Source organism: Nesterenkonia sp. Act20, assembly GCF_019173455.1.
Classification (GTDB): Bacteria; Actinomycetota; Actinomycetes; order Actinomycetales; family Micrococcaceae; genus Nesterenkonia.
The window spans coordinates 1,469,770-1,495,491 of sequence record NZ_JADPQH010000001.1 but is presented as its reverse complement, the minus strand read 5'-3'; the positions used below and the strand labels follow the sequence as shown (position 1 = coordinate 1,495,491).

The window sequence follows — 25,722 nt, the reverse complement described above, 5'->3', positions numbered from 1 at the left end:
GGGGTAGATGATCCTTGGGATGCTCACGGCGCTCTTCGCAGTCAGCATCCTGACTCCGTTCATCTTCCAGCGGTTCGGCCGTCGCACCTTCTTCCTCCTCGCAGCACTTCTGACGGCGGCGCTGGTCTGGATCCTCAGCTACGTTCCTGCGGTGCTCGCGGCGGACCAGGCGGCGGCGATCGGCGAGCCCAATGCGCCTCCGGCCGAGGTCATGGAGTGGATCCCGCAGTTCGGCGTCGAGCTGGCGTTCCGCGTCGATGCGCTCTCGCTGGCGATGTCGGTGCTCATCCTGGGCGTGGGTGCGCTGGTCATGCTTTACTGCGCCCGGTACTTCGCGACCTCGGAGCGGGCTGCCGGTCCCTTCGCCGCAGAGCTCTTCGCCTTCGCCGCCTCGATGCTCGGGCTGGTGCTCTCCGATGACCTGGTCATGCTCTTCGTGTTCTGGGAGCTCACCACGATCCTCTCCTTCCTGCTGATCGGCTTCTCGGCGCACCGCATCTACGCCCGCCGCTCCGCCATCCAGGCGTTGATCGTGACGACCTTCGGCGGACTCGCCATGCTCGTGGGGCTGGTCTGGCTCGGCGAGCTCACCGGAAGCTACCGACTCTCCGAGGTCCTCGCCGCCGGTCCGAGCCTGCTTGCTGACTCGAGCACGGCGACCGCCGTGGACATCGCGGTGGCACTGGTCCTGCTGGGGGCCCTTTCGAAGTCGGCGCTCGTGCCCTTCCACTTCTGGCTGCCCGCCGCGATGGCGGCGCCGACCCCGGTCTCGGCCTATCTCCACGCCGCCGCCATGGTCAAGGCTGGTGTCTACCTGGTGGCGCGCTTCGCTCCGGGATTCCATGAATCCACGTTCTGGCTGCCGCTGGTGCTCGGGTTGGGACTGATCACCATGCTGGTCGGGGCATGGCGGGCGCTGCGACAGACCGATATCAAACTGATCCTCGCCTATGGCACGGTCTCCCAGCTGGGCTTCCTGATCATGATCAACGGGCTGGGAACCGAGGACGCGGCGCTCGCGGGCCTCGCCATGCTGCTGGCGCACGGGTTGTTCAAGGCCGCGCTGTTCATGGTGGTCGGGATCATCGACCACCAGTCGGGCACGCGCGACCTGCGGAAGCTCTCCGGTCTGGGCCGCTCACAGAGGCCGCTGTTCCTCGTCGCGCTGATCTCCACCGCCTCGATGGCCGGGCTGCCTCCGTTGTTCGGCTTCGTGGCCAAGGAGGTCGTGTTCGAGTCCTTCTTCAGCTACGCCGAGGCCACCAGCTCTGGATCGCTGCTGACCCTGGGCTGGCTGGTGGTGGCCGGCGTCGTCCTCGGCTCGGCGCTGACCGTGGCGTACTCCGCTCGCTTCCTCTGGGGAGCCTTCGCCACGAAGCGTCCCGTCCCCGGGGTGGCCGTGGCGCGCACCATCTTCCACGGCCCGGTGCCGCGGGTCTTCCTCGCGGCTCCGATGATCCTGACCGCGTTCACAGTGGCGCTGGCGCTGGTCCCGCAGCCGGTGCAGGCGCTCGCGGAATCCTTCTCGACGCTCTTCGATCCGGTGGAGCCCGGGGTGGAGGCGACCTACCTCGCTCTCTGGCACGGGCTGACCCCCGTGCTGGGACTCTCCGTGCTCACCTGGGTGCTCGGCTTCGCCCTGTTCTGGGTGCGCGACGCGTTCGGCAGGCTGCAGGCGAACGTCCCCGCCGTCGTCGAGGCCGAACGCGGGTATCGCGGCACCGTGCGCGGCGTGGATCTGCTCTCCTCCTGGGTCACCGCGCGGACGCAGCGCGGCGCGCTGGGCTGGTATCTGTTCATCATCCTGGCAGTGGCCACGTTGGTGCCGCTGGCCGTGGTGATCTTTGGAGCACCCGGAGGGCGCAGCCTCGCGGAGCGCGCGTCGTTGGACTCGGTGATCATCGCGGAGCAGCCGCTGCAGATCGTGCTCGCCCTGGTGATCCTCGCTGGCGCCTCGGGTGCGATCTGGGCGCCCAAGCGCTTCATGGCAGTGCTCATGGTCTCCATGTGTGGCTGGGGGATCGCCGGCATCTTCGCGCTGCAGGGCGCACCTGATCTGGCGCTGACCCTGCTGCTGGTGGAGTCGATCGTGCTGGTGGTCTTCGTGCTCGCGCTGCGCAGCCTGCCCGCCGGGATCTGGACGCAGAGCCCCACGCGCTTCAAGCTCGGCCGCGCGCTGCTCGGCGTCGGTTTCGGAGTGGTGATGATGGTCGTCGCTGCGATGTCCATGGACGCCCGCATCGCTGAGCCCATCTCCATGGAGTTCCCGTGGATGGCCTACGAGGTGGGACAGGGCGCCAACATCGTCAACGTCACGCTGGTGGACCTGCGCGTCTGGGACACCTTCGGAGAGATCACCGTGCTCGCGGCGGCGGCCACCGGCATCGCCTCCTTGATCTTCGTCAAGCGCCGCGATGTCCAGCGCCGCGAGCTCCACGAGGTCCCCAGCGGCACGGTGGGTCGTGTGCTCTCCGACAAGGCGCTGTCCCCGCGGCAGTTCAGGGAGATCAAGGTCGCCCGTTCCTTCGCCACGGTGGCCAGGGAGGCCTGGCTCGTGGCCGGGCGCACCGTGGCTCCGGAACACCGCAGCATCGTCTTCGAGGTCGTCACCCGCCTCATGTTCCACGGCATCATCATGATCTCGCTCTACCTGCTGCTCGCGGGTCACAACCTTCCCGGCGGCGGCTTCGCCGGCGGTCTCCTGGCCGGTCTGGCGTTCGTGCTGCGCTACCTGGCGGGTGGACGCTATGAGCTGGAGGCCGCCATCCCCTTCTCCGCCGGAGCATTGATGGGCTGGGGGCTCGCCGTCGCCTGCTTCACCGGGCTCGCTCCGCTGATCGCTGGCGGGCAGGCCTTCCAGTCCTTCGATGTCGAGCTCACCCTGCCGCTCTTCGGCTACCACCACTTCGTCTCGGCGGTCCTCTTCGACGTCGGGGTCTACCTCGTGGTGATCGGGCTGATCGTCGACATTCTGCGCAGCCTGGGCTCGGAGATCGATGTGCGCAGCGAGCGGGAGGGCCAGCGCGCCTCCTCGCCCGGTCACGGCATCCACGGCGAGACCTCCGCGGGGGTGGCACGATGACGATCAATCTCACGCTGCTGGTTCTGATGGGGGCGCTCTTCGCGATCGGCATCTACCTGCTGCTCGAACGCTCGCTGACCCGGGTGCTGCTCGGGATCATCCTGATCTCCAATGCGGTGAACCTGCTTCTGCTGCAGACGGCCGGACGGGCAGGTCTCGCCCCGCTCTATGACCCGGAGATCCCTGCCGAGGACTATCTTGACCCGCTTCCGCAGGCGCTGCTGCTCACCGCGATCGTCATCGCCTTCGCGCTGGTGAGCTTCATGCTCGCGCTGATCTACCGCTCCTGGGTGCTGGCCCGCCAGGATGAGCTCGCCGACGATGAGGAGGACCGCCGCGTGGCGTCCTATGCCGGGGCCTACGACGCAGAGGAGGATGCCTCGGCCGAGGACGAGACCACGGAGTTCGCCGATGAGACCGACGCCGTCGGACGCCCGATGCTCAATCCGCGCCGCGGCGCCGATGAGGACGCCCCCGATCCCGGCAACGGCCCCGCCATCGCAGAGCAGGGGGAGCGCTGATGGTCACCGAACTCCTGAGCTTCACCCCGCTGGCAGTGCTCATTCCCTTCTTCGGTGCTGCCTTCGCCTTCGCCTTCTACCGCAACAAGTCGACCCAGCGCGCGATCGCGATCGGCGCGCTGATCCTCACCGTGATCCTGGAGGTCACGCTGCTGGCCCAGGTCTGGTACGGCGGTGCCCACGCGGTGCATCTGGCCGGCTGGCCCGCGCCGTTCGGGATCGTCATGGTCATCGACCGGTTTGCCGCCCTGATGCTGGTGGTCTCTTCGATCATCACCCTGTGCGTGCTGCTCTACGCCGTCGGGCAGGGTGCCGCGGAGGAGAAGGAGGACTCGGGTCCGGTCTCGATCTTCTACCCCACCTACCTGATTCTGGTCGCGGGCGTCTCCAACGCCTTCCTCGCCGGAGATCTGTTCAACCTCTATGTGGGTTTCGAGATCTTCCTGACCGCCTCCTATGTCCTGCTCACCCTCGGCGGCGGCGAGTCTCGCATCAGGGCCGGGGTCACCTATGTGGTGGTCTCGATCATCTCCTCGATGCTGTTCCTGATCGCCATCGGCATGATCTATGCCGCCACCGGCACCGTGAACCTCGCCGACCTGGCCCTGAAGCTCGGTGATCTCGACCTGAGCACTCAGCTCACCCTGCATGTGATGCTGCTCGTGGCGTTCGGGATCAAGGCGGCGGTCTTCCCGCTGGCCTTCTGGCTCCCCGACTCCTATCCCACGGCCCCGGCCCCGGTCACGGCGGTGTTCGCCGGGCTGCTCACGAAGGTGGGCATCTACGCGATCATTCGCACCGAGACGCTGCTGTTCCCCGGAGAGCGGATCAACACGGCGCTGATGATCGTCGCCGCACTGACCATGATCGTGGGAATCCTGGGTGCGCTCGCCCAGGCGGACATCAAACGTATGCTCTCCTTCACGCTGATCAGCCATATCGGCTATCTGGTCTTCGGCCTCGCGCTGAGCTCGATCATCGGCATGGCGGCGACGATCTACTACGTGGCCCACCACATCACCATCCAGACCACGCTGTTCCTGGTCACGGGTCTCATCGAACGACGTTCCGGCACCTCCAATGTGCTCCGGCTCGGCGGCCTGGCGAAGATCTCCCCGGTGCTGGGCCTGCTCTTCTTCATCCCGGCGATGAACCTCGCGGGCATCCCGCCCTTCTCCGGCTTCATCGGGAAACTGGGAATGCTGCAGGGGGGCATCGCGGAGAACACCTGGATCACCTGGACCCTGGTCTTCGCCTCGGTGCTCACCTCCCTGCTCACGCTCATGGCGGTGGCCAGGATCTGGACCCGCGGATTCTGGCGCAAGCCGGAGGATGCCGATGAGGCTCCGGAGCGTCAGCTGATGTCCAAGACGCTGGCCCACGCTCGGGCGGCCAACAAGCGCTATCTGCCGATGTCCATGGTGGCGCCTACGGCGGCCCTGGTCGCGATGTCGCTGGCCTTCACGGTCTTCGCCGGACCGCTGATGGACTTCTCCCGTGCCGCGGCTCAGGACATGTACGAGCGCACCCCGTATCTGGAGGCGGTGTTCGGCCCGGAGCGTTCCGACGGAGTCCGCGAGGAGCTTGAGGACTTCGCGGCCACCTTCCTGATCGACTACGAGACCGGCGACGGGGGGGCCGCAGAACACGCACCCGTGGAGACCTCGCTGCAGCCCGACGACGAGTCGGCCGAGGTAGTCCCCGAGATCACCGATGAGAGTGATGATCACCGATGAAGCGACCCAAGACTCCGCTGCGGCTCGAGCTCCCGCTGATCGTCTTCCTGGGCTTCTTCTGGATGGCGATCTGGCGCGACTTCACACTGGGTACGCTGATCGTCGGGCTGATCTACGCGACCATCATCGTGCGCGTGTTCTACCTCCCTCCGCTGCGCGGCAGCGGGCGGCTGAACCCCCTCTGGGGGGCGGTCTTCACGGCTCGCTTTCTGATGAAGACGGTGGCGGCCTCTTTCCAGGTCTCCTGGCTCTCGGTGGTCACCGGACCGCGGGTGAGGAACTCCGTGATCTCGGTCCAGCTGCGCAGCCACGATGACCTCATCGTCACACTCACCGGACACACGCTCTCCCTGGTGCCGGGCTCCCTGGTCCTCGATGTGGACCGGACGACGGCGACGCTCTACCTCCACGCGCTCGACGTCACCTCCGATGAGGACGCAGAGAAGATCCGGCTGGACGCGCTGACGACGGAGGCGCTGATCATCCGGACCTGCGGCAGCCGCTCCGATGTCGCCGTGGTCAAGGCGGAGAAGCGCCTCGGCAGGATGTCGGGGTTCTCCAAGACCGAGCGAGACGCACCGTTCCGCCGCCACGGACCCGCCGAGGTGCACGGGGGCGCCGACTCCGCGTCGGACGCGCGGATCACCATCGAGGAGGTGGAGGACTGATGCTCGAGACCGCAGTGCACATCACCCAGGTGCTGCTCGCTCTGGGCGCCGCAGGCACCGTCTACCGGATCTACAAGGGTCCCTCGGTGCTGGACCGAGTGATCAGCCTCGACGTCATGCTGATCATCGTCGCCTCGATGATGATCGTGGACATGGTGATCAACGATCACCAGGACTTCATCCTCTTTGTGGTGGTCACCGCGGTGATCGGATTCCTGGGCGCCGTTGCGATCGCCCGCTACGTGGTGGTGCGCTCTCCCGAGGAGGTCGCCCCCGACGCTCCCGCACACGACCCGGTGCCCTTTCCGCCCGCTGTTCCGGTCGGCAGCTCGTCACAGCAGGAAGGCGAACCCGAGACCCCGCATCAGCCGATCTCCACCCCGGTGATGCCCGGCGTCGGGCCGCTGGAGGACGAGTCCACCTCCTGGTTCTCGGCGCTGGCCCGTTCAGGCTTCACACCGAAGCGGCGCGAGGACCCCATGCCTGAGGAGGCGGAGCCGGAGTCACGGCAGCCGCCGAAGCCGGAGTCGCAGCCCGATTCCACGCCGAAGCCTGAGTCGACGTCATCCCCCCAGCAGCAGGAGGACCGCGATGCTTGAGTCACCCACCGCAGACGTGATCCTGGACGCCCTGGCGTCGGTGCTGCTGGTGGTCGGTGGACTGATGTCCCTTGCCGCCGGCATCGGACTGGTTCGGCTGCCGGATCTGCATTCGCGCATGCACGCCGCCACCAAGCCCCAGGTGCTGGGCCTGCTCGCGCTGCTTCTGGCGGCCGCGATCACCTGGCGATCCTGGGAGCTGGTGCCGATCGTGGTGCTCGCCTGGGGTCTGCTGCTGCTCACCGCTCCGGTCAGCGCCCACGTGGTGGGCCGCTCGGGCTACCGCACCAAACACATGCGCCGGGACCTGCTGACCCACGACGAGCTGGCCAGTGCGGTGGAGCGGATCAGCCGGGAACAGCCGCCCAACCGCGGCTGACCGACCGCGAGCTGACGGATCGCTCCGCCCGGTGAGCGGCCCGTCCGCCAGCCCGGGTTCAGGACCAGACGAAGTTCCAGGTGCCCGCTGCCACCGCCGCGCAGACGGCCGCGGCTCCGATCAGGGCGCCCCCCAGGATGACCGGCACATCTGCCGCGTGGAATCGGGCGGGACGAGCCCAGGTCCGCCTGCCGGCGCCGAACCCACGGGATTCCATCGTCACTGCAAGTCGAGTCGCCATGCGGATCGCCTGGACCAGCAGCCCGAACGCCTGCGAGAGCGTGCTGCGCAGTCGCTGCCTGACGCCGCCGTGGGCACCCACTCCGCGCGCGCGCCGCGCATGGCCCAGCGTGGTCCAGTGCTCGGCGAGGAGCCCCAGCAGCCGCATCGCCGCCAGGGCGCCGAGCACGAACCGAGCCGGCAGCCGCAGCTGCTGCGCCAGCGAGTCAGCCAGGTCTGTCGGGTCAGTCGTGGAGAAGATGATCACCGAGGGCAGCACGATCGCGAAGGCACGTGCCCCGAGCGCCAGGCCCAGCGCGAGGGACCCCTCGCTGATCGTGGTGAATCCCAGATCGACGAGCACCGCTCCTGACTCCTCGGCGGCCAGCGCCGTGCCCCAGGCCGCCACCACCGCTCCCAGCGCGAAGGGCCACATGAGTCTGAGCAGTCCCGCGGCGCGGATGCCGGCCAGCGGCAGCGCAGCCAGGCTCGCGAGCACGACGACGCCGGCGCTCACCACGTCGATGGTCACCACCAGTGCCGCCGTGATCAGGAAGACGGCGATGAGTTTGGCCAGCGCATTGCGTCGACCCAGCCAGGAATCCGCCCGCATCCCACCGAAGAGTTCGCCGGCGGCAGGGGCCTCGGGTGGGGGAGTGCCGCGTTGGAGCTTGAGCTCCCGCGCCTGGAGGCCGCGCAGGAAGGCGGCGTCGTGGGTGACGGCCAGCACGGTGCCTCCCGCGTCGACATGGTCCTGGAGCAGGGAGATGAGCTCGCGGAAAGTGTGTGCGTCCTGCCCGAACGTGGGCTCATCGAGCAGCAGCAGTTCGGGGCCCGCCGCCAGCACCGTGCCCACCGAGAGCCGCCGCTTCTCCCCTCCGGAGAGGGTGAAGGGATTCGCCTGAGCCAGGGCGCGCAGCCCCAGCCGGTCCAGCAGCCGCTGCACGCGAGCGTCGATCTCAGCCGGGGTGTAGAGGGGTTCCGCAGTGCCGGGGACCTTCGCCTGCTCAGCGCCGAGTGCGAGCTCCTCGGCAACGCTGCCGCGCACGAACTGATGCTCCGGCTCCTGAAAGACCATGCCGATCCGAGCCACGAGATCAGCGGATCGCCAGTCGTGGGGATCGGCTGCCAGCAGCTCACCCGGCCCGTCGCCCTTGAGCCCTGCGGTCGCCGTGAGGGTTCCGCCATGAGCCGGAAGCAGACCGGCCAGGGTCAGCAGCAGCGTGGACTTTCCGGCACCGTTGGCACCGGTGATCCCCAGCGTCTCTCCGCGACGAATCTCGACCTCGACGCCGGTCAGCGTCGGTGGGGCGATGGCGCCGCGCCGCCATCGCGTGGTGGGCGAATGCCGGCCCACCGCGAGTCCGCCGGCATGCAGCAGCAGCTCACCCTGCGGTTCAGGGCATAGAGGCTCAGGCGGTGGGTCCTCCCGGTCAGCACCTGCGCTGCGGGGGATGCTCAGTCCGCGCAGCGGGTCTCGACCTGGCACCCAGAGGCCCATGCTGGAGAGCTCGTCACCGAGGGCTTCATCCGTGCGGATCTGTGCCGCCGGGCTGCGGCGACGAACTCCCGCCCCGGTCCCCAGGACCACGAGCGTGTCCATGTGCTCCGCCCAGATCTCGAGCCGGTGTTCGACCACGATCACCGTGGCGCCGGTGAGCTCTGCTGAGCGGAGCACCGCGTCACGGACCTGCCGCACACCCGCGGGGTCCAAGTTCGCCGTGGGCTCGTCCAGCAGCAGCAGCCCTGGCCGCATGGCAAGGATGCCGGCGAGGGCCAGCCGCTGCTTCTGACCGCCGGAGAGCTTGGCACTGGGGTGCTCGAGTCCGAATCCGCCGAGCCCCACAGCTTCCAGCGCACGGTCCACGCGGCCCCAGATCTCTGCACGCGGCACGGCGAGGTTCTCGGCGGCGAAGGCCACGTCGTCGCCGATGCGGGAGAGCACCACCTGGGATTCGGGATCCTGCTGCATGAGCCCCGCGCGGCCTCTGGCCTGTTCGGCGGGGACCCCGTCCAGGAGCAGCTGCCCGGCAGCCTGGGCATCCTCATCGTGCAGGACGCCCGCAAGTCCATGCAGAAGCGTGGACTTGCCAGCTCCGGAGGCTCCTGCCAGCAGCACCTTCTCCCCGGCGGAGATCTGCAGGTCCAGCCCCGCGATCGCGGGTGTCTCCCGCTCGGCGTGCTGCCAGCTCCAACCCTCGGCCGTCACGGCGACGCCGGGAGCTTCACCCACGCGGCGTGCCGCCCAGCAGCATCGGTTCGCGATGGGCGCGACGTGAGGCCAGCGGCCCCAGCACGGAGGAGGCCGCGAGCCCACGCGTGGCGAGCCAGGGCAGCACTCCGGCGATGACCGCCCCGGAGAGCGCGAAACAGGAGATGTGGATGATGGTCTCGAGCGGTGCGTAGGCATACATCGGCACGATCCAGTGGTACGTGATGCCGCCGGTCAGCCCCGAGGCCGCGCCGGCGAGCGTCGCGAACTCCAGGCTGAACCTGCGGTAGAGAACCGCGAGGAAGACCAGCTCGGCACCGAGCCCCTGCATGAAGCCGGAGGAGAGGACCGTCAGCCCCCACTGAGAGCCGAGCAGCGCGGAGACCGCCGCCGCGACCATCTCGCAGTAGATTGCGGCGCCGGGTTTACGGATCACCAGCGCGCCGAGTACCGCCGGAAAGAGCCACATGCCGTGCACGAGGGTCTCCACGGGCGGGTAGAAGACGAAGAGGTTCCCGATGAGGTGATAGCTGAGGTTCCAGCCCCAGAAGATGACACCCGAAGCGACGGCGAGCACCGAGGCCACCACGATGTCGGAGACCGTCCAGGACCATGACCTGGTGGTTGTTTTTCTGCTGCTCATGATGCTTCTCCCTGTACAGGTGAGGGCGGACCAGGAGCACGCAGGAGGAAAGCTGCTGCTCACAAGCATCAGCATCCGAGTGCAGAATCTCGACTTCCTTCGCAGGTCCTAACCTGATCAGGTTCGAGGGTCTGGGCCTTCAGCCCACTCTCAGCGTCCTGGCGGTGACATCACAGCTGGTCAGCTGTGTCTGGCACCGAGGGGCGCTCCCCTGTCGTGTCTCAAATGACGTGCACTAGAGTAGCACCAGAGACACTCGACCCACCTGCAACGGAGGACACTGTGGACAAGCTTCTCGATAAGGGCATGGCTCTTGGCATCTCACTGGGCGGTGGCTTCATCGCCACTCGCCTCTTCGACTTCGTGTGGAAGAAGGCCACCGGCGACGACGCCCCCCGGGTGGCCAACGATGAGATGACGCTCAAGCGTGCACTCGCCTTCTCCATCGGCTCAGCGGTGGTCTCGGCAGCCGTGCAGGTGCTCTCCCAGCGTGGCGCGAGTTCCACGGTGAAGAAGATGCGCAGCAAGTTCGGAGCTGGTTCCGAGGTCTGATCCGATGCGCATCGCTGCTGCTCAGATCACCACCGGCCCCGATCCGGAGGCCAATCTCGCGCTGATGCGCGAGTACACCTACCGTGCCTCCTATGCCGGCGCGAAGGTCGTGGTCTTCCCCGAGGCGACCCAGCGGGCCTTCGGGCACCCGCTTCCGCCCATCGCAGAACCCGTGACCGGCCCCTGGGCCGAAGCCGTGCGTCGATTGGCCCGCGAGTTCCGCATCGTGATCGTCGCGGGGATGTTCACTCCAGGTGTTCCCAGCGCGGACGGGCACCCTCGGGTGGTGAACACGCTGCTCGCCGTGGGGCCGGATGCGGACATCGATGTGGCCTACGACAAGATCCACCTCTACGACGCCTTCGGCTTCAAGGAGTCCGACGGCGTCCAGGCCGGTCGAAGCCCCGCCCAGTTCCAGCTGGACGGCGTCACGTTCGGCCTGGCCACCTGCTATGACATCCGGTTCCCGAACCTCTTCATCGCTCACGCTCGTTCGGGCGCCCACGTGACCCTGGTGCCCGCTTCCTGGGGCGCGGGGGAGGGAAAGCTCGACCAGTGGCGGCTGTTGGCGCGGGCGAGGGCGCTGGACTCCACTCAGTACATCCTCGCCTGTGGCCAGGCAGAACCGGCGGCCGCCGGCGTCGAGTCGATCCAGGGCGCACCCACCGGAGTGGGTCATTCGATGCTCGTCTCCCCCCTGGGGGTGCCGCTCGCAGAGGCCGGCGACGCGCCGGAGCTGCTGCTCGCCGAGGTCGACCCAGCGGTGGTCTCTCACACCCGGACCATGGTGCCGGTGCTGGAGAACGCGCGTCAGTTCTGAACGTGCCCGAAAAGGACCAGACGCTGAACCTCTCCGGAACGACCCGACGCGTGGCGCGCTAGTCCACCGGGTGGTTGACCGGCAGGTCCTGGTCCAGGAAGCTGTTCAGCGTGGCGGTCAGCTCCGGGTCCACCGCGAGACGGTGCTCGTCCAGGCGCTCGACGGGTGCGGCGAGCCGCACCGAGGAGAGCAGCCAGAGGTGATCGGCCGTGTAGAGGTCCTCTGGAGTCAGCGGCCCGTAGCCGAGCTTCCATCCCGCACGCTCGGCGGCGGTGAAGATGGCTCCCTGCGTGGTGCCGGGAAGAATGCCGGTCTCCAGCACAGGGGTGATCAGCGTCGGCGGCTCACCCTCGGCGCCGCGCCTGGCGATCAGCACCGTGGAGGTCGGTCCTTCAAGCACCTGGCCGTCGGAGGTGGTGAAGATGACGTCGTCGAACCCGTGGGCATCGGCGTGCCGCAGCGCGGCCATGTTCACCGCGTAGCTCAGCGTCTTGGCGCCCAGCACCAGCCAGGGGGCCCGTTCAGCGGCGGTGGAGTCGTATCCGCGGTCCAGCAGGGTGACCGCCAGCGGGGTCCCGCGGTTCGCGCGCATGGAGTCCGCCACCGGGGTCAGCGTGGCCCAGTAGGTTCCGGCGAAGGCGGGGTCCTCGGAGGCAGGTTCACCCTCGACGCCGCGCGTGGCCACCAGCTTGATCGCCAGCTCCTCCGGCACGCCGCCGCGGGCCCGGTACTCCTCGAGGCCCAGCCCGATGGCGGCCTCCCAAGACTCTGCCGGCGGGATGCCGATATCCAGGATGCCGGCTGACCGGCGCATCCGTGCCAGGTGCGCGTCGAGCTTCCGTGGGGTCCCGTTGACCGCCAGCATGGTCTCGAAGATGCCGTCGCCGCGCACAGCGCCGAGGTCTGTGATGCGCAGTTGGGGCTGGTGCGGGTCGAATACCAGTCCGGAGGTGTGTTCGGCGTCGATCCGTACAGCGACGGCGGCCACGGAGTCATCGCGAAAGTGCTCAGCCATGGCTACAGCCTAGCGCCTGCACGCCCGCTGCGAGGCCTGAGTGTGCTGGGCGCCCAGCGAGCACCCAGTAGGCTGTCCCAGAAGGGTTTGGAGGCGATGACGTGCTGTGGCCGATAAGCGGGTTGGGGATCGAGTCCCTACCGCAGTGGATCTTTCTGAGCATCCTGGTGCTGGAGGTCGGAATCAGGGTGGCCGTGATCGGCATCATCCCGGACAATCGACGACCGAACACCGCCATGGCCTGGCTGCTGGCAGTCTTCTTCATCCCCGCCGTCGCCCTTCCGCTTTTCCTGCTGATCGGTCGAAGCAAGCTCTCCTCGCGACGGCAGGAGCGCCAGCGCGGGATCAATGAGGCTCTGCTGAAGGCCACCAGTCACATGGACCTCTCGGATCAGCTCCGAGACTACGACGAGCAGCTCAGCGCCACCGCGGTGATGAACCGGAACCTCGGCGCGTTCCCCATCCAGGAGGGCAACCAGCTGACGCTGATCTCCGACTATCAGGAGACCTTCAACTGGCTCGTGGATCAGATCGACGAGGCGCGCGAATACGTCCACGTCCTCTTCTACATCATCGGCGACGACCCTGAATACACCGGCCCTGTGCTCGATGCCCTGGAGCGCGCGGCGCAGCGCGGCGTCAAGGTCCGTCTGCTCTTCGACCACCTCGGCACCGCCCGCGTGCACGGATACCGCAGGCTCAAGCGAAGGCTGCGCGCCTCGCAGATCGAATGGCACCGGGTGCTGCCGGTGCGACCGCTGCGTCGACGCTTCTCGCGCCTGGACCTGCGCAATCACCGCAAGATCGTCGTCATCGATGGGCTCACCGCACTCACCGGATCCACGAATCTCATCGAACCGCACTACCAGCGGGCCTCCGCGGTGCGGATGGGACGCGCCTGGGTGGAGCTCAACGTGGTGCTCACCGGGCCCGCCGTGACCGGACTCGACATCGTCTTCGCCTCCGACTGGTACGCGGAGACCAACGAGAACCTCGGCGAGAAGCTGCTGGTGGACCTCGAGGCGGACGAGGCGGCCTCCGGGGGCAGCCTCGTGCAGGTGGTCCCCTCCGGGCCGGGCTTCCCCGATGAGAACAACCTTCGACTCTTCAACGATCTGATCTATCAGGCCACGGACCGGATCGTCATCTCCACCCCCTATCTGGTCCCGGATGACTCCCTGCTCTACGCGCTGACCAATGCGGCACATCGCAATGTGGAGGTCCTGGTGCTGGTCTCGAAGAAGGCAGATCAGTTCACCGTCCAGCACGCCCAGCAGTCCTACTACCAGATCCTGCTCGAGGCAGGCGTAAGGATCTTCCGCTATCCGGACCCTGACGTGCTCCACGCGAAGTTCATGATCATCGACGACGACGTCGCAGTGCTCGGCTCCTCGAATATGGACATGCGCTCCTTCTCGCTGAACCTGGAGGTGACACTGATGATCGTCGACGACGCCAAGGTCGCCGATATCGAGCGGGTCTTCTCCGGCTACCTCGCGCTCTCCACGGAGCTGGACCTTGCCCAATGGTCCACCCGTCCCTGGTATGTCCGGTACCTGGACAACACCTTCCGGCTCACCTCTGCCCTTCAGTAGCGCCCATGCCCGCACCCCGAGCACGCTGCCCGAGCACGTTGGCACGCCCGCTCGACCGGCCGCCCTCGCCTGTTTCCCTGGGGTCAATCTCCCGCGGCGTTATATACTCTCTGCGGTGAAGGCCGGGGCATGCCCCGGTTCAGTCGCACCGTGCACCGATGAGACCTGAGGGAACATGACCGGAATGCGTTCTGCCGCTCGAGGAGCCGCGCCGCCCAAGGCCCGCGCTCCCAGGTTCGCGGCGCTGATCGCCGCCGCAGCTCTGTCACTGACAGGCTGCGCCCAGGGTGCCGGGGATCCGAGCCTCGCCAGCGATTCAGCCTCCGCGGCCGACCCCACCGATCCCGCGGCGCCATCGGATGGGGCCGAGTCCGGTGCCTCATCCGGTGATTCCGAGTCCGGGTCCAGTGATCCCGCGTCCGGTGCCTCGAGCGCGTCGACGGAGGAGGGCTCCGAGTCCGAGAGTGAGCCCGAGGAGCTGCTCGAGGAACAGGAGATCGCGAAGATCCTGTTGACCGAGAGCGAACTGCCCTTCACCCCGGACCGGCACTCAACCTTCACCGGACTGGACTTCTTCCAGGAGCAGCTGGCGGTCGGGGCGGACGTCTACACCGAGAACTTCGGCGAGGGAGCCTGCGCCGCGGCGATGGACCAGGTCAATGCCGAGCTGGTGGGGGAGAACCCGCAGGGCGGTGTCGTCCAGGAATACGAACACCAGCTCGAGGACCGCACCGAAAGCCTCTACGTGTGGATGCTGGGCGTCGAGGAGCCTCAGGACTCCACGGCCGTCTGGGAACAGGTGCTTGACCACTGCGCGGACACGCCGCTCCGCGGCGAGACAGACTCGGTGCGCGTGAAGCCCTTTGAGACCAGGGAGTTCGAGGGCATCGAGCTGGACATGGATGTCCACAACGGCGAGGGCATGGTTGAGGTGCTCGGTTACTCCGCGAGCGTGGACTATGGCAGGCATCTGCTGATGGTGAGCGCGGCGAACATGGAGGCAGAGACGTTCAGCACCATCGTGGAGCTGCAGGCCGACAAGCTCGTCGCCTACCGCGAAGAGAACGGCGACTAGGACGCCGCGCTGGGCTGCAACATCGGATCGGAGCCGCCGCTCTCCGGAAACTGCGCGCCGAGCGCGGCCAGCACACCGCGCGATTTCACCTTGACCTCCTCCCACTCCTGCTCCGGGTCGGAGTCGGCGGTGATCGCTCCGCCCAGCCCGAGGTGGAGCCTGCGGGATTCAGTGCCTCCGGTGAGGACCGCGGTGCGGATCAGCACCGCCAGATCGGCGGCCCCGTTGCTGCTGAAGTACCCCGCCACCCCTGAGTAGGGTCCGCGCGCTCCGGATTCCAGGCGTTCCAGGATGTCCATGGTGGAGATCTTCGGCGCTCCGGTCATGGATCCGGGAGGAAAGGCGTCGGCGATGACTCGCGCCCGGGAGGTCCCTGCAGGGATCCTCGCGCTGATGGTGGAGACCAGCTGATGCACCGTGGGATAGCTCTCCACCGCGCAGAGCCGCTCGGTGCGCAGGCTGCCGGGGATCGCGTGGATGGAGAGGTCATTGCGCACCAGGTCCGCGATCATCACATTCTCGGCGCGGTCCTTCGGATGGGTCGCGAGGTCCTCCGCCAGGCGTCGATCCTCGGCGGTGGACCGGCCCCGGGGTCGTGTCCCCTTGATCGGCTCGGAACGCAGCGTGCCGCCCTGGCTGATGCTCAGAAATCGCTCCGGTGACGTGGACGCCACCTCGGTCTCCCCGATCCGCAGGAACTGGGTGAAGGGCGCTCGATTCTGCGCCCGCAGCGTCTTGAAGAGCTCGACGCCGCTGCCTGCGGGTTCGCTCGCCGGGATCGCGTCCAGGGCGGCGGTCACCGCGGTGGTCAGGCAGATCTCATAGCTGTTGCCCGCGGTGATCTCTCGCTGCGCAGCTTCGATCGTCGCGAGATACGCCCTGCGCGAGTCCCGGCTCTGCAGGTCCTCGAGTCTCAGCCGATGATCATGGTGCTCGAGCTCTGACAGACTCCCTGTCTCGGGTTCGAATTGCAGCTGGGACAGCGTCTGCCGCACCAGCTCCGGCCATGTTGCGGCATCCTGCGATGCCGACTCCAGCCACTGCAGCTCGAGCTCGCCGCTGTGGTGGTGCAGGACCACCGCGTGGGTGGCGCGGAAGAGGCTGGCCTCTTCGGTCGGGAGGCTCCCTCGAGCCGAAGACGATTTCACGGGGGAGCCGGCCTCACGCTTGAGCTCGTAGCCGAGCCACCCCACCCAGCCGAGACGGAAGCTGGGGGTGTCCGAGGAGTCCTCGTGGGACTCCGGCTGCTCGCGGGCCTGCCCGCCGCTTGACCGCTGGCCGTCAGCACGCTGCTCACCGGGCCAGTTCTGCTCGAGCCAGGAGAAGAACGGCTGCTCCTGAACCTTCGTCCCTGCCGTGGTGACGAGGGTGGTCACCCCGTCGGTGTGGCTGACCGTGCCGGCGTGCTCGCCGAAGGAGAAAGCGAGGATGCTCTGGGCGCTGCGACTCGGGTTCTCGGTGTGAGCATGATCGCTGCTGTCGAGCAGGGCAGCAGGGGCCTCCGGCAACAGGGCGCTCAACGCCGTGAAGAGGCTCAGGGCCAGGTCTTCGGATCCAGGGGTGCCGGCTACAGCGCCGTCGCTCTCCTCGTGCTGCTCGAGGATGCTGCTGCGAAACTGAGCTTCCGCCACTGAGAAGGCCCGTCCCGCCGCTGTCATGGGTCAAGGATGGCACAGGCTCCTCACCTGCGCCGCGCTACGATGTCGCTCATGGCATGTGAGGTACAGCGATCCGGCACTGCGGAACCGCGTCGGGGGCGGCCGCGCAGCGAAGCATCCCATCAGGCGGTCCTCGATGCCACATCTCGGCTGCTGAGCCAGAGCTCCTACGAGGAGCTGACGGTGGAGGCCATCGCCTCGGAGGCGGGTGTGAGCAAGCAGACCATCTACCGCTGGTGGAGATCCAAGGCCCTGGTGGTGCTCGAGGTCATGCTCACCGGCGACGCGGAGTTCGAGATCGTTCCTATGCCCTCCACCGGCGATCTCCGCCGAGACTGTCTCAGCTGGGTCCGTTCCATGCTGGTCGAGGCGTTCCAGGAGACCCATGTAGGAATGGCGCGCAGCCTCGTCGTGGCAGGCCTGCAGGGCGACGCCGGCACAGAGCACCTGCTTCAGCGGGCCAGCATGTGGGACCACGGCGCGCTCGCCGAAAGGCTGCGCGAGGCGGAGCGGGCTGGTGAGCTGCGCGAGGGTGTAGACATCGCCGCGGCGGCCTCGGCCATGGGGGATCCGTTGATCTTTCGGATGCTCATCGGCTCTGCCCCGCCGCTGAGCTGGGCCGAGTCGCTTGTGGATGTCGTGGTGACGGGCCTGCTGCGTCCGGCTGAGGCCTCTCGGCCCTCCTGAGCTGCTATGAGATTTGTCACATATGGTGCGCAGACGTTGCTGAGTGAATTTCGAGACGCGGCGTTCCGTTTATGATCAACCCATGGCAAAGCTCCTTTATCGTCTCGGCCTGCTGTCTGCGCGCCGAGCCAAGACGGTCGTCGCAGCGTGGTTCGTCCTGCTCGCCCTCGCTGTCAGCTCTTTCCTCGCCTTCGGCGGTCAGCTGACAGACCAGATCAGCCTTCCCGACCTCGAGACCACCAAGGTGGCAGATCGACTGGCGGAGGAGATGCCGGATTCCGGCGGAGGCAATGCCTCGGCGCTGCTGCGCACGCAGGACGGTGAACCGTTCACGCAGGAGCAGAAGGATGAGATCGCCTCTCTCATGGAGGAGCTTGAGTCCGACGAGGCCATCAGCAGCGTGACGGATCCCTTCGCCACGCAGGCTGAGCTTCAGGATGCGCGCAGCGAGATCACCGATGGCCAGGATGAGCTCGACGCCGGTCGTGAGGAGCTCCAGTCCAACCGCGAGGAGCTCGAGGCTGGACTGGATCAGCTCGAACAGGGCCAGGAGCAGCTCGACCAGGCGATCGCCCAGGCCCGTGAGCAGGGCATCTACGAGGCCGCCGCGCCGCAGTTCGAAGCCCAGCAGGCCGAGATCGATGCCAATCGCGAGGCGCTCGAAGAGGGTCAGGAGGAGCTGTCCTCCGGGGAGGATGAGCTCTCCGAGGCCCAGCGGGAGCTGGATCGCGGCGAGGCGCTGCTGGAGCTCTCCTCCGGCGCGCAGGTCCTCTCCGATGAGGGTGATGTCGCAGTGCTGATGATCAATTTCAGTGAGCCGATGGAGAGTGTGGGCACCGAGGAGCTCGCCTCCATCTCCGAGGAGCTGAGCAACGCTGACATCGACGGCGTGGACGCGCTTCCGGGCGGTGACCTCGACATGGAGCTCCCGCACCTGTTCTCGGTGGCGGAGCTCATCGGTCTGCTGATCGCCGCGGCCGTGCTGCTGATCATGCTGGGCACGCTCATCGGCGCAGGGCTCCCGCTGCTCAACGCCCTGGTGGGCGTGGGCGTCGGCGTCGCCGGCGCGATGGCCCTCTCCGGCGTCGTCGAGATGATGTCGATGACTCCCATCCTGGGTCTGATGCTCGGCCTCGCGGTCGGGATCGACTACTGCCTGTTCATCATCCACCGGCATCGTCGCCAGCTGAAGGAGGGCATGGCCCTCCACGACTCCATTGCGCTTGCGACAGGCACGGCAGGCAATGCCGTGGTCTTCGCGGGAGCCACCGTGGTGATCGCTCTGCTGGCGCTCAACGTCACCGGTCTGCCGTTCCTGGCGCTGATGGGTACGGTCGCGGCCGCCTGCGTCGCCATCGCGGTGCTGATCGCCGTGACGATGACCCCAGCGATGCTCTCGATCGTCGGCCACAAGATCCTGCGCGGCAAGGAACGACGCCACATGGGCGACTTCCGGTCGAAGCAGGTCACCGAACCGATGGGCCACGGCAAGGCAGTTGTCATCGCGGCGCTGGCGCTGCTGGGACTCGGTGTGCTCTCGATCCCGACGTTCGATCTGCGCCTGGGTCTGCCCGACGCAAGCTCCAATGCCGAAGATTCGGCCTCCTATCAGGCGTACCACGCCACGGAAGAGGCTTTTGGCGCCGGAGTCAACGGGCCGCTGCTGGTGCTGGCAGATATGCCGACGGGCCTCGACGACGCCGCCGCCCAGGACTATCAGATCGAGATCGGCAATGCGCTGCTGGCCGATGACTCCATCGCCGCAGCTGTGCCGGCGGCCTTGAATGATGACAACACGCTCGGCGTCTTCCAGGTCATTCCTGAGGACGGCCCGGCGGCGGAGTCCACGGAGGAGCTTGTCCATGAGTTCCGCGCCGGTGGGATGCTGGATGGCACCGAGGCGGCCGACGTCGAGCTCTCCGTGGCCGGCATGACCGCGGCGCAGGTCGACATGTCTGATGTGATCTCTGACGCCCTCCCGCTGTACCTCGCGCTGGTCATCGGGCTCTCACTGCTGCTCATGATCATGGTCTTCCGTTCGATCCTGCTCCCGGTGATCGCCACTCTCGGCTTCATCGGCTCCTTCGCCGCAGCGGTGGGCATCGTCGTCGCGGTCTTCCAGTGGGGCTGGTTCGCCGATCTCGTCGGCGTCACCGAACCGGGTCCGATCGTGACCTTCCTGCCGGTGCTCATGGTCGGCATCCTCTTCGGGCTGGCGATGGACTATCAGCTGTTCACCGCTTCGGGCATGCGGGAGGCTTACGCCCACGGCTCCGCACCGCGGCTGGCGGTGCGCCAGGGCCTGCACGCCGGGCGCTCCGTGGTCACCGCCGCGGCGCTGATCATGTCCTCGGTCTTTGCCGGGTTCATCTTCACCGACGATCCGATGATCGCATCCATGGGCCTCGGGCTTTCAGTGGGCGTGCTGCTCGACGCCTTCGTGGTGCGGCTGCTGCTGGTGCCCGCGCTCCTGCATCTCGCCGGGCCGGCCGCCTGGTGGCTGCCCAAGTGGATGGATCGGATCATTCCCGATGTGGACGTCGAGGGCGCCAAGCTCGAGCGCAACATGGTCGACGATTCCGCAGGCCGGGATATCTGAGTCCAGACATGAGAATGCCCGGCGCCGCGCGAGCGGTGGCCGGGCATTTCTCGCTCCGCCTCGAAGCGCCGGAGATCAGCACGCCTGGGGCTGTCAGGCGGGGTGAGCAGGTGAGGTGAGGCCTCAGTCGTCCTCGTCTCCACCCTGCAGCGGCTCATCCAGCAGCTCATAGACGCCGTCGATGATGCGGTTCGGACGGAAGGGGAAGTCGGCGATGCTGGCTCGGCTGGAGAGTCCCGTCATCACCAGAATAGTGTGCATCCCGGCCTCCATGCCAGCGACGATGTCGGTGTCCATCCGGTCACCGATCATGGCCGTCTCCATGGAATGTGCGCCCAGGTGGTTCAGCGCAGACCGGAACATCATCGGGTTCGGCTTTCCTACGACGTAGGGTTCCCGCCCCGTGGCCTTGGTGATGAGTGAGGCGATCGCGCCGGTCGCCGGCAGGACGCCCTCGGCGCTGGGCCCGGTGGCATCCGGGTTGGTGAGGATGAATCGGGCGCCATTGTTGATCAGCCGCACGGCCTTGGTGATCGCCTCGAAGCTGTAATTTCGCGTCTCACCCACGACCACGTAATCAGGGTTGGTCTCGGTCATGATGAACCCCGCCGCGTGGATGGCGGTGGTCAGGCCAGCTTCACCGATGACATAGCAGCTGCCCTGGGCATTGGACTCCGGGTCGATCTGATTTGCGAGGAAGGTGGCGCTCGCGAGTGCAGAGGTCCAGATCCGCTCCTCGGGCACGACGAGTCCGGAGTGACGCAGCCTCGCGCTGAGATCCCGTGCAGTGAAGATGGAGTTGTTCGTCAGCACCAGATAGGGGAGATCCTGTCGCCGCCACTGCTCCAGAAGCTCAGCGGCACCAGGGAGCGCCTCCTGCTCCCGGACGAGGACGCCGTCCATATCGGTCAGCCAGCATTCGATGTTCGCACCATTCATGCCCTGATCCTATGTCCTTCGACTGCGGGCCCACTAGGAGGCAGGCGCCGGTCGCCTCGGGGGCACGCCTCGGCCGAGCCCGAAGAGCCGCCGGATCGTGAGCTCTTGACCCTTCTCAGCCTCCGTGGTTCATTAGTGGAGTAATTAACCATCGAGGTAGCAGACTGGCTATGCTGGTGTGGTTGCCGAATGAAAGGTGGTCAGTCCGTGGAAGAGGGTCGCGCACTGTTCGTGCAGATCGCGGAGCAGCTGGAGGCGTCCGTGCTGGACGGCTCGCTGGCTGAAGGTGAACGCGCCCCCTCGACCAATGAGCTCGCCACCTTCCATCGCATCAACCCGGCGACGGCGGCCAAGGGGATCAACCTCCTGGTGGACCGCGGGATCCTGGTCAAGCGGCGGGGGCTCGGCATGTTCGTCGCCCCGGGTGCTCAGGAGGTGCTCACGGCGCAGCGTCGCCAGCAGTTTGCTGCGGCCTACCTCGATCCGATCCTCACCGAAGCCCGCGCCGTCGGGCTCTCGGTGGACACCATCATCGAGATGCTTCGCTCACGGGCGTGAACAGCGTGCCGAAGCGCTGAAGGAAGGAGGCGGACATGAGGACCGCCATCGAAATCACAGGGGTCTCGCGGCGTTATCGCAGCACGACTGCACTGGACAACGTCTCACTGAGCCTGGAGAAGGACACCATCCACGGACTGCTGGGTCGAAACGGTGCCGGGAAGACGACCCTGATGTCCATCGCCACGGCCCAGGACTGGCCCAGCGCGGGAGAGGTGAAGATCCTCGGCATGCGCCCGCACGAGAATGAACAGGTGCTGCCGCAGATCTGCTTCGTGCGTGAAGAGCAGCGCTACATCGACGACGCACTCGCCCGGCACGCCTTTGCCGCCGCGGCCCGAGCCTTTCCCCGCTGGGATGACGATCTGGCCACCTCACTCGCGAGAGAGTTCAGGGTCCCGGAGAAGACCCGGATCAAGAAGATGTCTCGCGGACAGCGCTCGGCCGTGGGAGTCATCATCGGGATCGCCTCACGCGCCGAGGTGACGTTCTTCGATGAACCGTACATGGGCCTCGACGCCGTCGCCCGGCAGCTGTTCTACGACCGGCTGTTGGCTGATTACGCGGAACACCCGCGGACGGTGGTCATCTCTTCCCATCTGATCGACGAGATTGCTCATCTGATTGAGAACGTGGTGGTCATCGACCAGGGGAAGATCCTCATCCAGGAGCCCGTGGAGCAGCTTCGCGACCGTGCGGTCACGCTGGTGGGCCGGGCGGATGCCGTCGCCGAGATCGCTGGCACCCGTGAGGTGCTGCATCAGGAGTCGATGGGACGGATCGTGCGGACCACGGTCCTGGGCGCCCTCGACGACGCGGAACGACGAGCCGTGAAGGAACGGGAGGTGGAGCTCATTCCGGTCTCGCTGCAGCAGCTGATCGTGCGACTCACGGCGCGCGAAGAAGTGCCGATGAACTCCACGACGAACCCCACGCAGGAGGTGGCCCGATGAACAGCGCAGCAATTCAATCCGAGGCGGCGAAGCCGGTCCAAGCGGACCTGGCATCGCGGTCGAGCTTCGCCAGAGTTCCAGCAGCGTTCAAGCTGCAGTTCACCGTCCCCTCCGCCATGATCGGTGTGCCGCTGATCGTGTTCTTCGGCGCCTGGGCAGTGGCCATAGGCATCGGACTGTGGATCCGGCACCTCGCCGATGGTGAGGGGGAGCCGTTCTATACAGGGGCCTCCCAGGCGACCATCTGGTGCCTTCTCTTCATGGCCGCCTACTCGGCCTCGCACACCTTCCCGTTCTCGATGGCGTTGAGCTACAGCCGACGTGTCTTCGTGCTGGGAGCATTCCTGGCCTTTGCAGCGATCTCGGCAGGCTTCGGCGCCCTGTTCTCGGTCGCCATCCTCCTTGAACGGGCGACGGCAGGGTTCTGGGCGGAGAGCTACACCTTTGATCTCCCGCTGATGACACAGAACGCGGGTGTTCTGGGAGCAGGTCTGATGGCGGGCGCCGTGTGCCTGTTGTCGATGATGATCGGCTTCTTCTGGTCGATCCTGTATCGCCGCGTCAGCCTCGCGATGCTGTGGCTCACGGCGCTGGCAGTGATGGCGGCGCTGGTCGTGATCGTCATGGTGATCACGCAGAACGACTGGTGGCCCCATGTGGGGGACTGGTTGGCGGTGCAGAGCTCCTACACGTTCGCAGGCTGGGTGCTGCTGCTCACTCTGGGCCTGACTGCGCTGAACTACGTGGTCATCCGACGGGCAGTCCCCACCCCCTGAGCGAACCGCGAGTGTGCGGCGGGCTCCGATCGCGATGCATAAGAAAGGAGTCCCGGATCGGCCAGCGTGAGGGGGACGCTATATCGGCCGATCCGGGACTCCCGAATCACTCGCACCTTGATGAGGTAGTTCCTACTATAGGAAGTCTTCTTGAACGGGTACTTGCCATGAGCTGTTAAGTCACTGGGAATATCGACTGCATCGAGCGGACAAGAAGAAGCCCCGAGTCGGCCAGCGTGAGGGACGCTATATATGGCCGACTCGGGGCTTCCGAATCACTCGCACCTTGATGAGGTAGTCATGACTCTACTGACGATTCTTGGCAGTTCTCGGTGCAAATCCTGGGAAGTTCCTGGGTCTTTCTCCGGATGCTATTTCCCGTCAGGTCGAGGGGCCCCGGGGTGAAGAATGAGGCGGTCCCCGTCAAGCGAGATCTGGTGGGTCTTGACCGGTGTGAGGGCAGGCAGAGTCTCCGGGACCCCTGTACGCAGACAGAACGCGGAGGCGTGCATGGGGCACTCCAGGGTGTCCTCCTCCACGTAGCCGTCGGAGAGCGACACCGCTTCGTGCGAGCAGGTGTCATCCAAGGCGTAGAAGCCGCCATCCTCCGCGTGGACGACTGCGATGTCGTCATCCCAGCCCGTGGTCTCCGCCGCAACTCGGAACACCTCCCCTTCTGGATACTGGGCCGCAGGGCCGAGGTCGACAGGGGGGAGTGGTTCAGTCGATGACATGGGGGTGCCTCTCACAGAGATGAATATGTTCCGCCTGCATTGTCTCAGCGCGCGTCAGTACCCGCGCAGCTCCTCGAGCTGGCGCCGTTCTCGTTTGGTCGGACGACCCGCACCGCGCTCCCGCACAGGAAGACCGACGTCACGGGGTCGAATGCGCTCCGGGGAATGGTCCCGGTAGGCCTGCTGGGCCACGGGGGCCCCCACCCGCTTGGAATGCGTATGGATGATGTCGAGGATCAGCTCGTGCCCGGGTCGCCGCACATGTATACGCGTTCCGGGGCGGACTCGCACCGAGGCCTTGACCGGGTCTCCATCTATGGTGATGTGTCCGGCACGGCACGCCGACGTGGCGGCAGATCGCGTCTTGAACAGTCGCACGGACCAGAGCCAGGCATCGATGCGAACCGGGGCGCGCGGACCGGTGGGGGCGGTCTCAGTCATCACACCAGTCTAGGAGCAGTCCGACGGACGGGTGGAATGCACAGACCCCGCGCCCGGACTGTGAGGGGACACTGTTCCGTGACGCGGGGTCTGCTGAATCACTCGCACCTTCAAGAGGCACTCCTCACAGTAGAGCCGCTCTGTGGGCGGAGGGTGGATGCCTCCTGGGCAGAGCCTGGACCTCAGTCTTGAGTGCCTGCCTCGCCCTGATTCTGATTGTGGTATTCGCCTTCGCAGAATTCGACAGTGAGCCATCCCTCTACCGGTTCTGCCGCCACGAGAACCGCTTCTTCATCAAGATCTTCAACCTGCGTGTTCAGCAGATTAAGGATGTTCTCGAGCGGTTCACGCAATTCCTCGGGAACGAGTACATATGTCTGCTCGACAGCTAGATACGCTTCGTCCAGCACATCTTGTTCTTCGACACCTTGATTCATATCTGAACGCAGTCCATCAACCATTGAACCGACGGAGAGACACGCTTCTTCCTCGGAAAAATATGCGCCGAGTTCTTCGGTTCTTTCCATGTCCATTGCGTCAGGGTCCGGCAGTTCATCATCGGGCTCTGCGTCAGAGGGGTCGTCCCCACCAGGCTCAGAGTCCGTGCCACTTTCCGGGTCAGCAGCCTCTGTCTCGGCCGGCTCGACTTCCTCGGAGGCGGCGTTGGATGGGCTCGAAGAGTCGCTGGAGCTGGAGCTCGGCTCCTCCTCCACGGCACAGCTGACCAGCAGCAGGGGCGCGATCGCCGCGATTGAGAGAGCGGCGCGGAGGCGGGTCGGAAGCGGGCGGGAGTCCCGTGCCCGGGCCGTCGGAGGAGTAGGAAGCAGGTTCATGGGTCCAGTGTGGCACGTGACTTCGGTGATGGGTCACGAACACATCACAATGCCGTTCAAAGTCGACAAGCGTGGCGTTGTTCTACAACGGGGCTGAGATACTTCTAGCAAGAGGGCAGTGCGACGCACCCCGAATGTCCTGCGGTAGTGACATTCGGCCGTTGCACTGCCCTCTCCTCATGGGCCCAGGTCAACCCAGGTCAGCCGCGGACAAGCGACCGTTGATCGCCCGCGCGGTAATCACTGTGTGATGAAACAGCTGCTTCCTCGATACCGCGATCACATACTGGTTAAAGTTCGACTGGAAGCTTTTTTAGAATCTCTTGTCAGCTGCATCTATTCATGGGTTAGAGTAGTCCTGACTCGGCAGGCTGTACGCGTAGGCTTCCCATCTTCAAGTGCAGTTCGCTGCTTCCCCAGTCGCCCAT

23 protein-coding genes and 1 riboswitch are annotated in these 25,722 nt (G+C 66.4%); of the genes, 15 read left to right on the top strand and 8 right to left on the bottom strand.

Features of this window, described 5'->3' with window-relative positions:
- The first annotated feature begins 7 nt into the window (after positions 1–7).
- From IY716_RS06875 to mnhG, 6 genes are read left to right on the top strand one after another with little or no spacing between them, the layout of a single operon-like run.
- Positions 8–3,082, top strand: a complete 3,075-nt coding sequence (locus IY716_RS06875) for a Na+/H+ antiporter subunit A (protein WP_255316458.1) — start codon at positions 8–10, stop codon at positions 3,080–3,082.
- On the top strand, positions 3,079–3,603 hold the full coding sequence (locus IY716_RS06870; RefSeq protein WP_218220801.1) for a Na(+)/H(+) antiporter subunit C: 525 nt from the start codon (positions 3,079–3,081) through the stop codon (positions 3,601–3,603). Before IY716_RS06875 ends, IY716_RS06870 begins: the two co-directional genes overlap by 4 nt.
- Complete coding sequence (locus IY716_RS06865) at positions 3,603–5,339, top strand: Na+/H+ antiporter subunit D (RefSeq protein WP_218220800.1); 1,737 nt, start codon at positions 3,603–3,605, stop codon at positions 5,337–5,339. The genes IY716_RS06870 and IY716_RS06865 overlap by 1 nt, the downstream gene beginning before the upstream one ends.
- Positions 5,336–6,007: a Na+/H+ antiporter subunit E gene (locus IY716_RS06860; protein ID WP_218220798.1), complete on the top strand. Its 672-nt coding sequence runs from the start codon at positions 5,336–5,338 to the stop codon at positions 6,005–6,007. Before IY716_RS06865 ends, IY716_RS06860 begins: the two co-directional genes overlap by 4 nt.
- Positions 6,007–6,606: a monovalent cation/H+ antiporter complex subunit F gene (locus IY716_RS06855; RefSeq protein WP_218220797.1), complete on the top strand. Its 600-nt coding sequence runs from the start codon at positions 6,007–6,009 to the stop codon at positions 6,604–6,606. The genes IY716_RS06860 and IY716_RS06855 overlap by 1 nt, the downstream gene beginning before the upstream one ends.
- On the top strand, positions 6,599–6,985 hold the full coding sequence (gene mnhG, locus IY716_RS06850) for a monovalent cation/H(+) antiporter subunit G (protein WP_218220796.1): 387 nt from the start codon (positions 6,599–6,601) through the stop codon (positions 6,983–6,985). Before IY716_RS06855 ends, mnhG begins: the two co-directional genes overlap by 8 nt.
- A gap of 58 nt (positions 6,986–7,043) precedes the next feature.
- Here the strand turns inward: mnhG and IY716_RS06845 are convergent, their stop codons facing one another.
- Positions 7,044–9,437, bottom strand: a complete 2,394-nt coding sequence (locus tag IY716_RS06845; RefSeq protein ID WP_218220795.1) for an ATP-binding cassette domain-containing protein — start codon at positions 9,435–9,437, stop codon at positions 7,044–7,046.
- Positions 9,430–10,059 carry an ECF transporter S component gene (locus IY716_RS06840; protein ID WP_218220794.1) on the bottom strand — a complete coding sequence of 210 codons (630 nt, stop codon included), beginning with the start codon at positions 10,057–10,059 and terminating at the stop codon, positions 9,430–9,432. The genes IY716_RS06845 and IY716_RS06840 overlap by 8 nt, the downstream gene beginning before the upstream one ends.
- A 77-nt stretch (positions 10,060–10,136) precedes the next feature.
- Positions 10,137–10,282, bottom strand: a riboswitch (TPP riboswitch).
- A gap of 59 nt (positions 10,283–10,341) precedes the next feature.
- Between IY716_RS06840 and IY716_RS06835 the strand changes: the two genes are divergently transcribed.
- Both IY716_RS06835 and IY716_RS06830 read left to right on the top strand, forming a co-directional pair.
- On the top strand, positions 10,342–10,611 hold the full coding sequence (locus IY716_RS06835; RefSeq protein ID WP_369699614.1) for a DUF4235 domain-containing protein: 270 nt from the start codon (positions 10,342–10,344) through the stop codon (positions 10,609–10,611).
- Positions 10,612–10,615: 4 nt separating this feature from the next.
- Positions 10,616–11,431 (top strand): carbon-nitrogen hydrolase family protein, encoded by an 816-nt coding sequence (locus IY716_RS06830; RefSeq protein ID WP_218220793.1) that lies wholly within the window; start codon positions 10,616–10,618, stop codon positions 11,429–11,431.
- Between the two features lie 58 nt (positions 11,432–11,489).
- Here the strand turns inward: IY716_RS06830 and IY716_RS06825 are convergent, their stop codons facing one another.
- Positions 11,490–12,446, bottom strand: a complete 957-nt coding sequence (locus tag IY716_RS06825) for an aminodeoxychorismate lyase (protein WP_218220792.1) — start codon at positions 12,444–12,446, stop codon at positions 11,490–11,492.
- Between the two features lie 101 nt (positions 12,447–12,547).
- Between IY716_RS06825 and cls the strand changes: the two genes are divergently transcribed.
- Complete coding sequence (gene cls / locus IY716_RS06820) at positions 12,548–14,041, top strand: cardiolipin synthase (protein WP_218220790.1); 1,494 nt, start codon at positions 12,548–12,550, stop codon at positions 14,039–14,041.
- Between the two features lie 175 nt (positions 14,042–14,216).
- Complete coding sequence (locus tag IY716_RS06815) at positions 14,217–15,116, top strand: hypothetical protein (protein WP_218220789.1); 900 nt, start codon at positions 14,217–14,219, stop codon at positions 15,114–15,116.
- On the opposite strand, the gene IY716_RS06810 is transcribed toward IY716_RS06815, so the two are convergent.
- Entirely contained in the window at positions 15,113–16,774 is a 1,662-nt protein-coding gene (locus IY716_RS06810; protein ID WP_218220788.1) for an anthranilate synthase component I family protein, read from the bottom strand. The genes IY716_RS06815 and IY716_RS06810 overlap by 4 nt on opposite strands.
- 51 nt (positions 16,775–16,825) lie before the next feature.
- On the opposite strand from IY716_RS06810, the gene IY716_RS06805 reads away from it, so the two are divergent.
- Complete coding sequence (locus tag IY716_RS06805) at positions 16,826–17,461, top strand: TetR/AcrR family transcriptional regulator (RefSeq protein WP_218220787.1); 636 nt, start codon at positions 16,826–16,828, stop codon at positions 17,459–17,461.
- A gap of 82 nt (positions 17,462–17,543) precedes the next feature.
- Complete coding sequence (locus tag IY716_RS06800) at positions 17,544–20,060, top strand: MMPL family transporter (protein ID WP_218220783.1); 2,517 nt, start codon at positions 17,544–17,546, stop codon at positions 20,058–20,060.
- Positions 20,061–20,183: 123 nt separating this feature from the next.
- Here the strand turns inward: IY716_RS06800 and IY716_RS06795 are convergent, their stop codons facing one another.
- Positions 20,184–20,999: an HAD-IIA family hydrolase gene (locus IY716_RS06795; RefSeq protein ID WP_218220782.1), complete on the bottom strand. Its 816-nt coding sequence runs from the start codon at positions 20,997–20,999 to the stop codon at positions 20,184–20,186.
- A 207-nt stretch (positions 21,000–21,206) separates the two neighbouring features.
- Between IY716_RS06795 and IY716_RS06790 the strand changes: the two genes are divergently transcribed.
- The 3 genes from IY716_RS06790 to IY716_RS06780 are packed head-to-tail and all read left to right on the top strand — an operon-like array spanning position 21,207 to position 23,286.
- A complete protein-coding gene (locus IY716_RS06790) occupies positions 21,207–21,557 on the top strand; it encodes a GntR family transcriptional regulator (protein WP_318779798.1) in 351 nt (116 codons plus the stop codon).
- A 35-nt stretch (positions 21,558–21,592) separates the two neighbouring features.
- Positions 21,593–22,510: an ATP-binding cassette domain-containing protein gene (locus IY716_RS06785; RefSeq protein WP_218220780.1), complete on the top strand. Its 918-nt coding sequence runs from the start codon at positions 21,593–21,595 to the stop codon at positions 22,508–22,510.
- Positions 22,507–23,286 (top strand): hypothetical protein, encoded by a 780-nt coding sequence (locus tag IY716_RS06780; RefSeq protein WP_218220778.1) that lies wholly within the window; start codon positions 22,507–22,509, stop codon positions 23,284–23,286. The genes IY716_RS06785 and IY716_RS06780 overlap by 4 nt, the downstream gene beginning before the upstream one ends.
- 371 nt (positions 23,287–23,657) lie before the next feature.
- Here IY716_RS06780 and IY716_RS06775 read toward each other — a convergent pair whose 3' ends face one another.
- The 3 genes from IY716_RS06775 to IY716_RS06765 all read right to left on the bottom strand — a co-directional run bounded on the left by IY716_RS06775 (position 23,658) and on the right by IY716_RS06765 (position 25,294).
- Positions 23,658–24,020, bottom strand: coding sequence for a non-heme iron oxygenase ferredoxin subunit (locus IY716_RS06775; RefSeq protein WP_218220777.1), 363 nt, complete (start codon positions 24,018–24,020; stop codon positions 23,658–23,660).
- 54 nt (positions 24,021–24,074) lie between these two features.
- Positions 24,075–24,461 carry an RNA-binding S4 domain-containing protein gene (locus IY716_RS06770; RefSeq protein ID WP_218220776.1) on the bottom strand — a complete coding sequence of 129 codons (387 nt, stop codon included), beginning with the start codon at positions 24,459–24,461 and terminating at the stop codon, positions 24,075–24,077.
- A 182-nt stretch (positions 24,462–24,643) separates the two neighbouring features.
- Positions 24,644–25,294 carry a hypothetical protein gene (locus IY716_RS06765; RefSeq protein ID WP_218220775.1) on the bottom strand — a complete coding sequence of 217 codons (651 nt, stop codon included), beginning with the start codon at positions 25,292–25,294 and terminating at the stop codon, positions 24,644–24,646.
- Positions 25,295–25,722: the final 428 nt, after the last annotated feature.

Coding starts and splice junctions, on each gene's coding strand:
- IY716_RS06875 (WP_255316458.1), top strand. CDS start 8: ATGATCCTTGGGATGCTCACGGCGCTCTTCGCAGTCAGCATCCTGACT.
- IY716_RS06870 (WP_218220801.1), top strand. CDS start 3,079: ATGACGATCAATCTCACGCTGCTGGTTCTGATGGGGGCGCTCTTCGCG.
- IY716_RS06865 (WP_218220800.1), top strand. CDS start 3,603: ATGGTCACCGAACTCCTGAGCTTCACCCCGCTGGCAGTGCTCATTCCC.
- IY716_RS06860 (WP_218220798.1), top strand. CDS start 5,336: ATGAAGCGACCCAAGACTCCGCTGCGGCTCGAGCTCCCGCTGATCGTC.
- IY716_RS06855 (WP_218220797.1), top strand. CDS start 6,007: ATGCTCGAGACCGCAGTGCACATCACCCAGGTGCTGCTCGCTCTGGGC.
- mnhG (WP_218220796.1), top strand. CDS start 6,599: ATGCTTGAGTCACCCACCGCAGACGTGATCCTGGACGCCCTGGCGTCG.
- IY716_RS06840 (WP_218220794.1), bottom strand. CDS start 10,059: ATGAGCAGCAGAAAAACAACCACCAGGTCATGGTCCTGGACGGTCTCC.
- IY716_RS06830 (WP_218220793.1), top strand. CDS start 10,616: ATGCGCATCGCTGCTGCTCAGATCACCACCGGCCCCGATCCGGAGGCC.
- IY716_RS06825 (WP_218220792.1), bottom strand. CDS start 12,446: ATGGCTGAGCACTTTCGCGATGACTCCGTGGCCGCCGTCGCTGTACGG.
- IY716_RS06815 (WP_218220789.1), top strand. CDS start 14,217: ATGACCGGAATGCGTTCTGCCGCTCGAGGAGCCGCGCCGCCCAAGGCC.
- IY716_RS06810 (WP_218220788.1), bottom strand. CDS start 16,774: ATGACAGCGGCGGGACGGGCCTTCTCAGTGGCGGAAGCTCAGTTTCGC.
- IY716_RS06805 (WP_218220787.1), top strand. CDS start 16,826: ATGGCATGTGAGGTACAGCGATCCGGCACTGCGGAACCGCGTCGGGGG.
- IY716_RS06800 (WP_218220783.1), top strand. CDS start 17,544: ATGGCAAAGCTCCTTTATCGTCTCGGCCTGCTGTCTGCGCGCCGAGCC.
- IY716_RS06795 (WP_218220782.1), bottom strand. CDS start 20,999: ATGAATGGTGCGAACATCGAATGCTGGCTGACCGATATGGACGGCGTC.
- IY716_RS06785 (WP_218220780.1), top strand. CDS start 21,593: ATGAGGACCGCCATCGAAATCACAGGGGTCTCGCGGCGTTATCGCAGC.
- IY716_RS06780 (WP_218220778.1), top strand. CDS start 22,507: ATGAACAGCGCAGCAATTCAATCCGAGGCGGCGAAGCCGGTCCAAGCG.
- IY716_RS06775 (WP_218220777.1), bottom strand. CDS start 24,020: ATGTCATCGACTGAACCACTCCCCCCTGTCGACCTCGGCCCTGCGGCC.
- IY716_RS06770 (WP_218220776.1), bottom strand. CDS start 24,461: ATGACTGAGACCGCCCCCACCGGTCCGCGCGCCCCGGTTCGCATCGAT.
- IY716_RS06765 (WP_218220775.1), bottom strand. CDS start 25,294: ATGAACCTGCTTCCTACTCCTCCGACGGCCCGGGCACGGGACTCCCGC.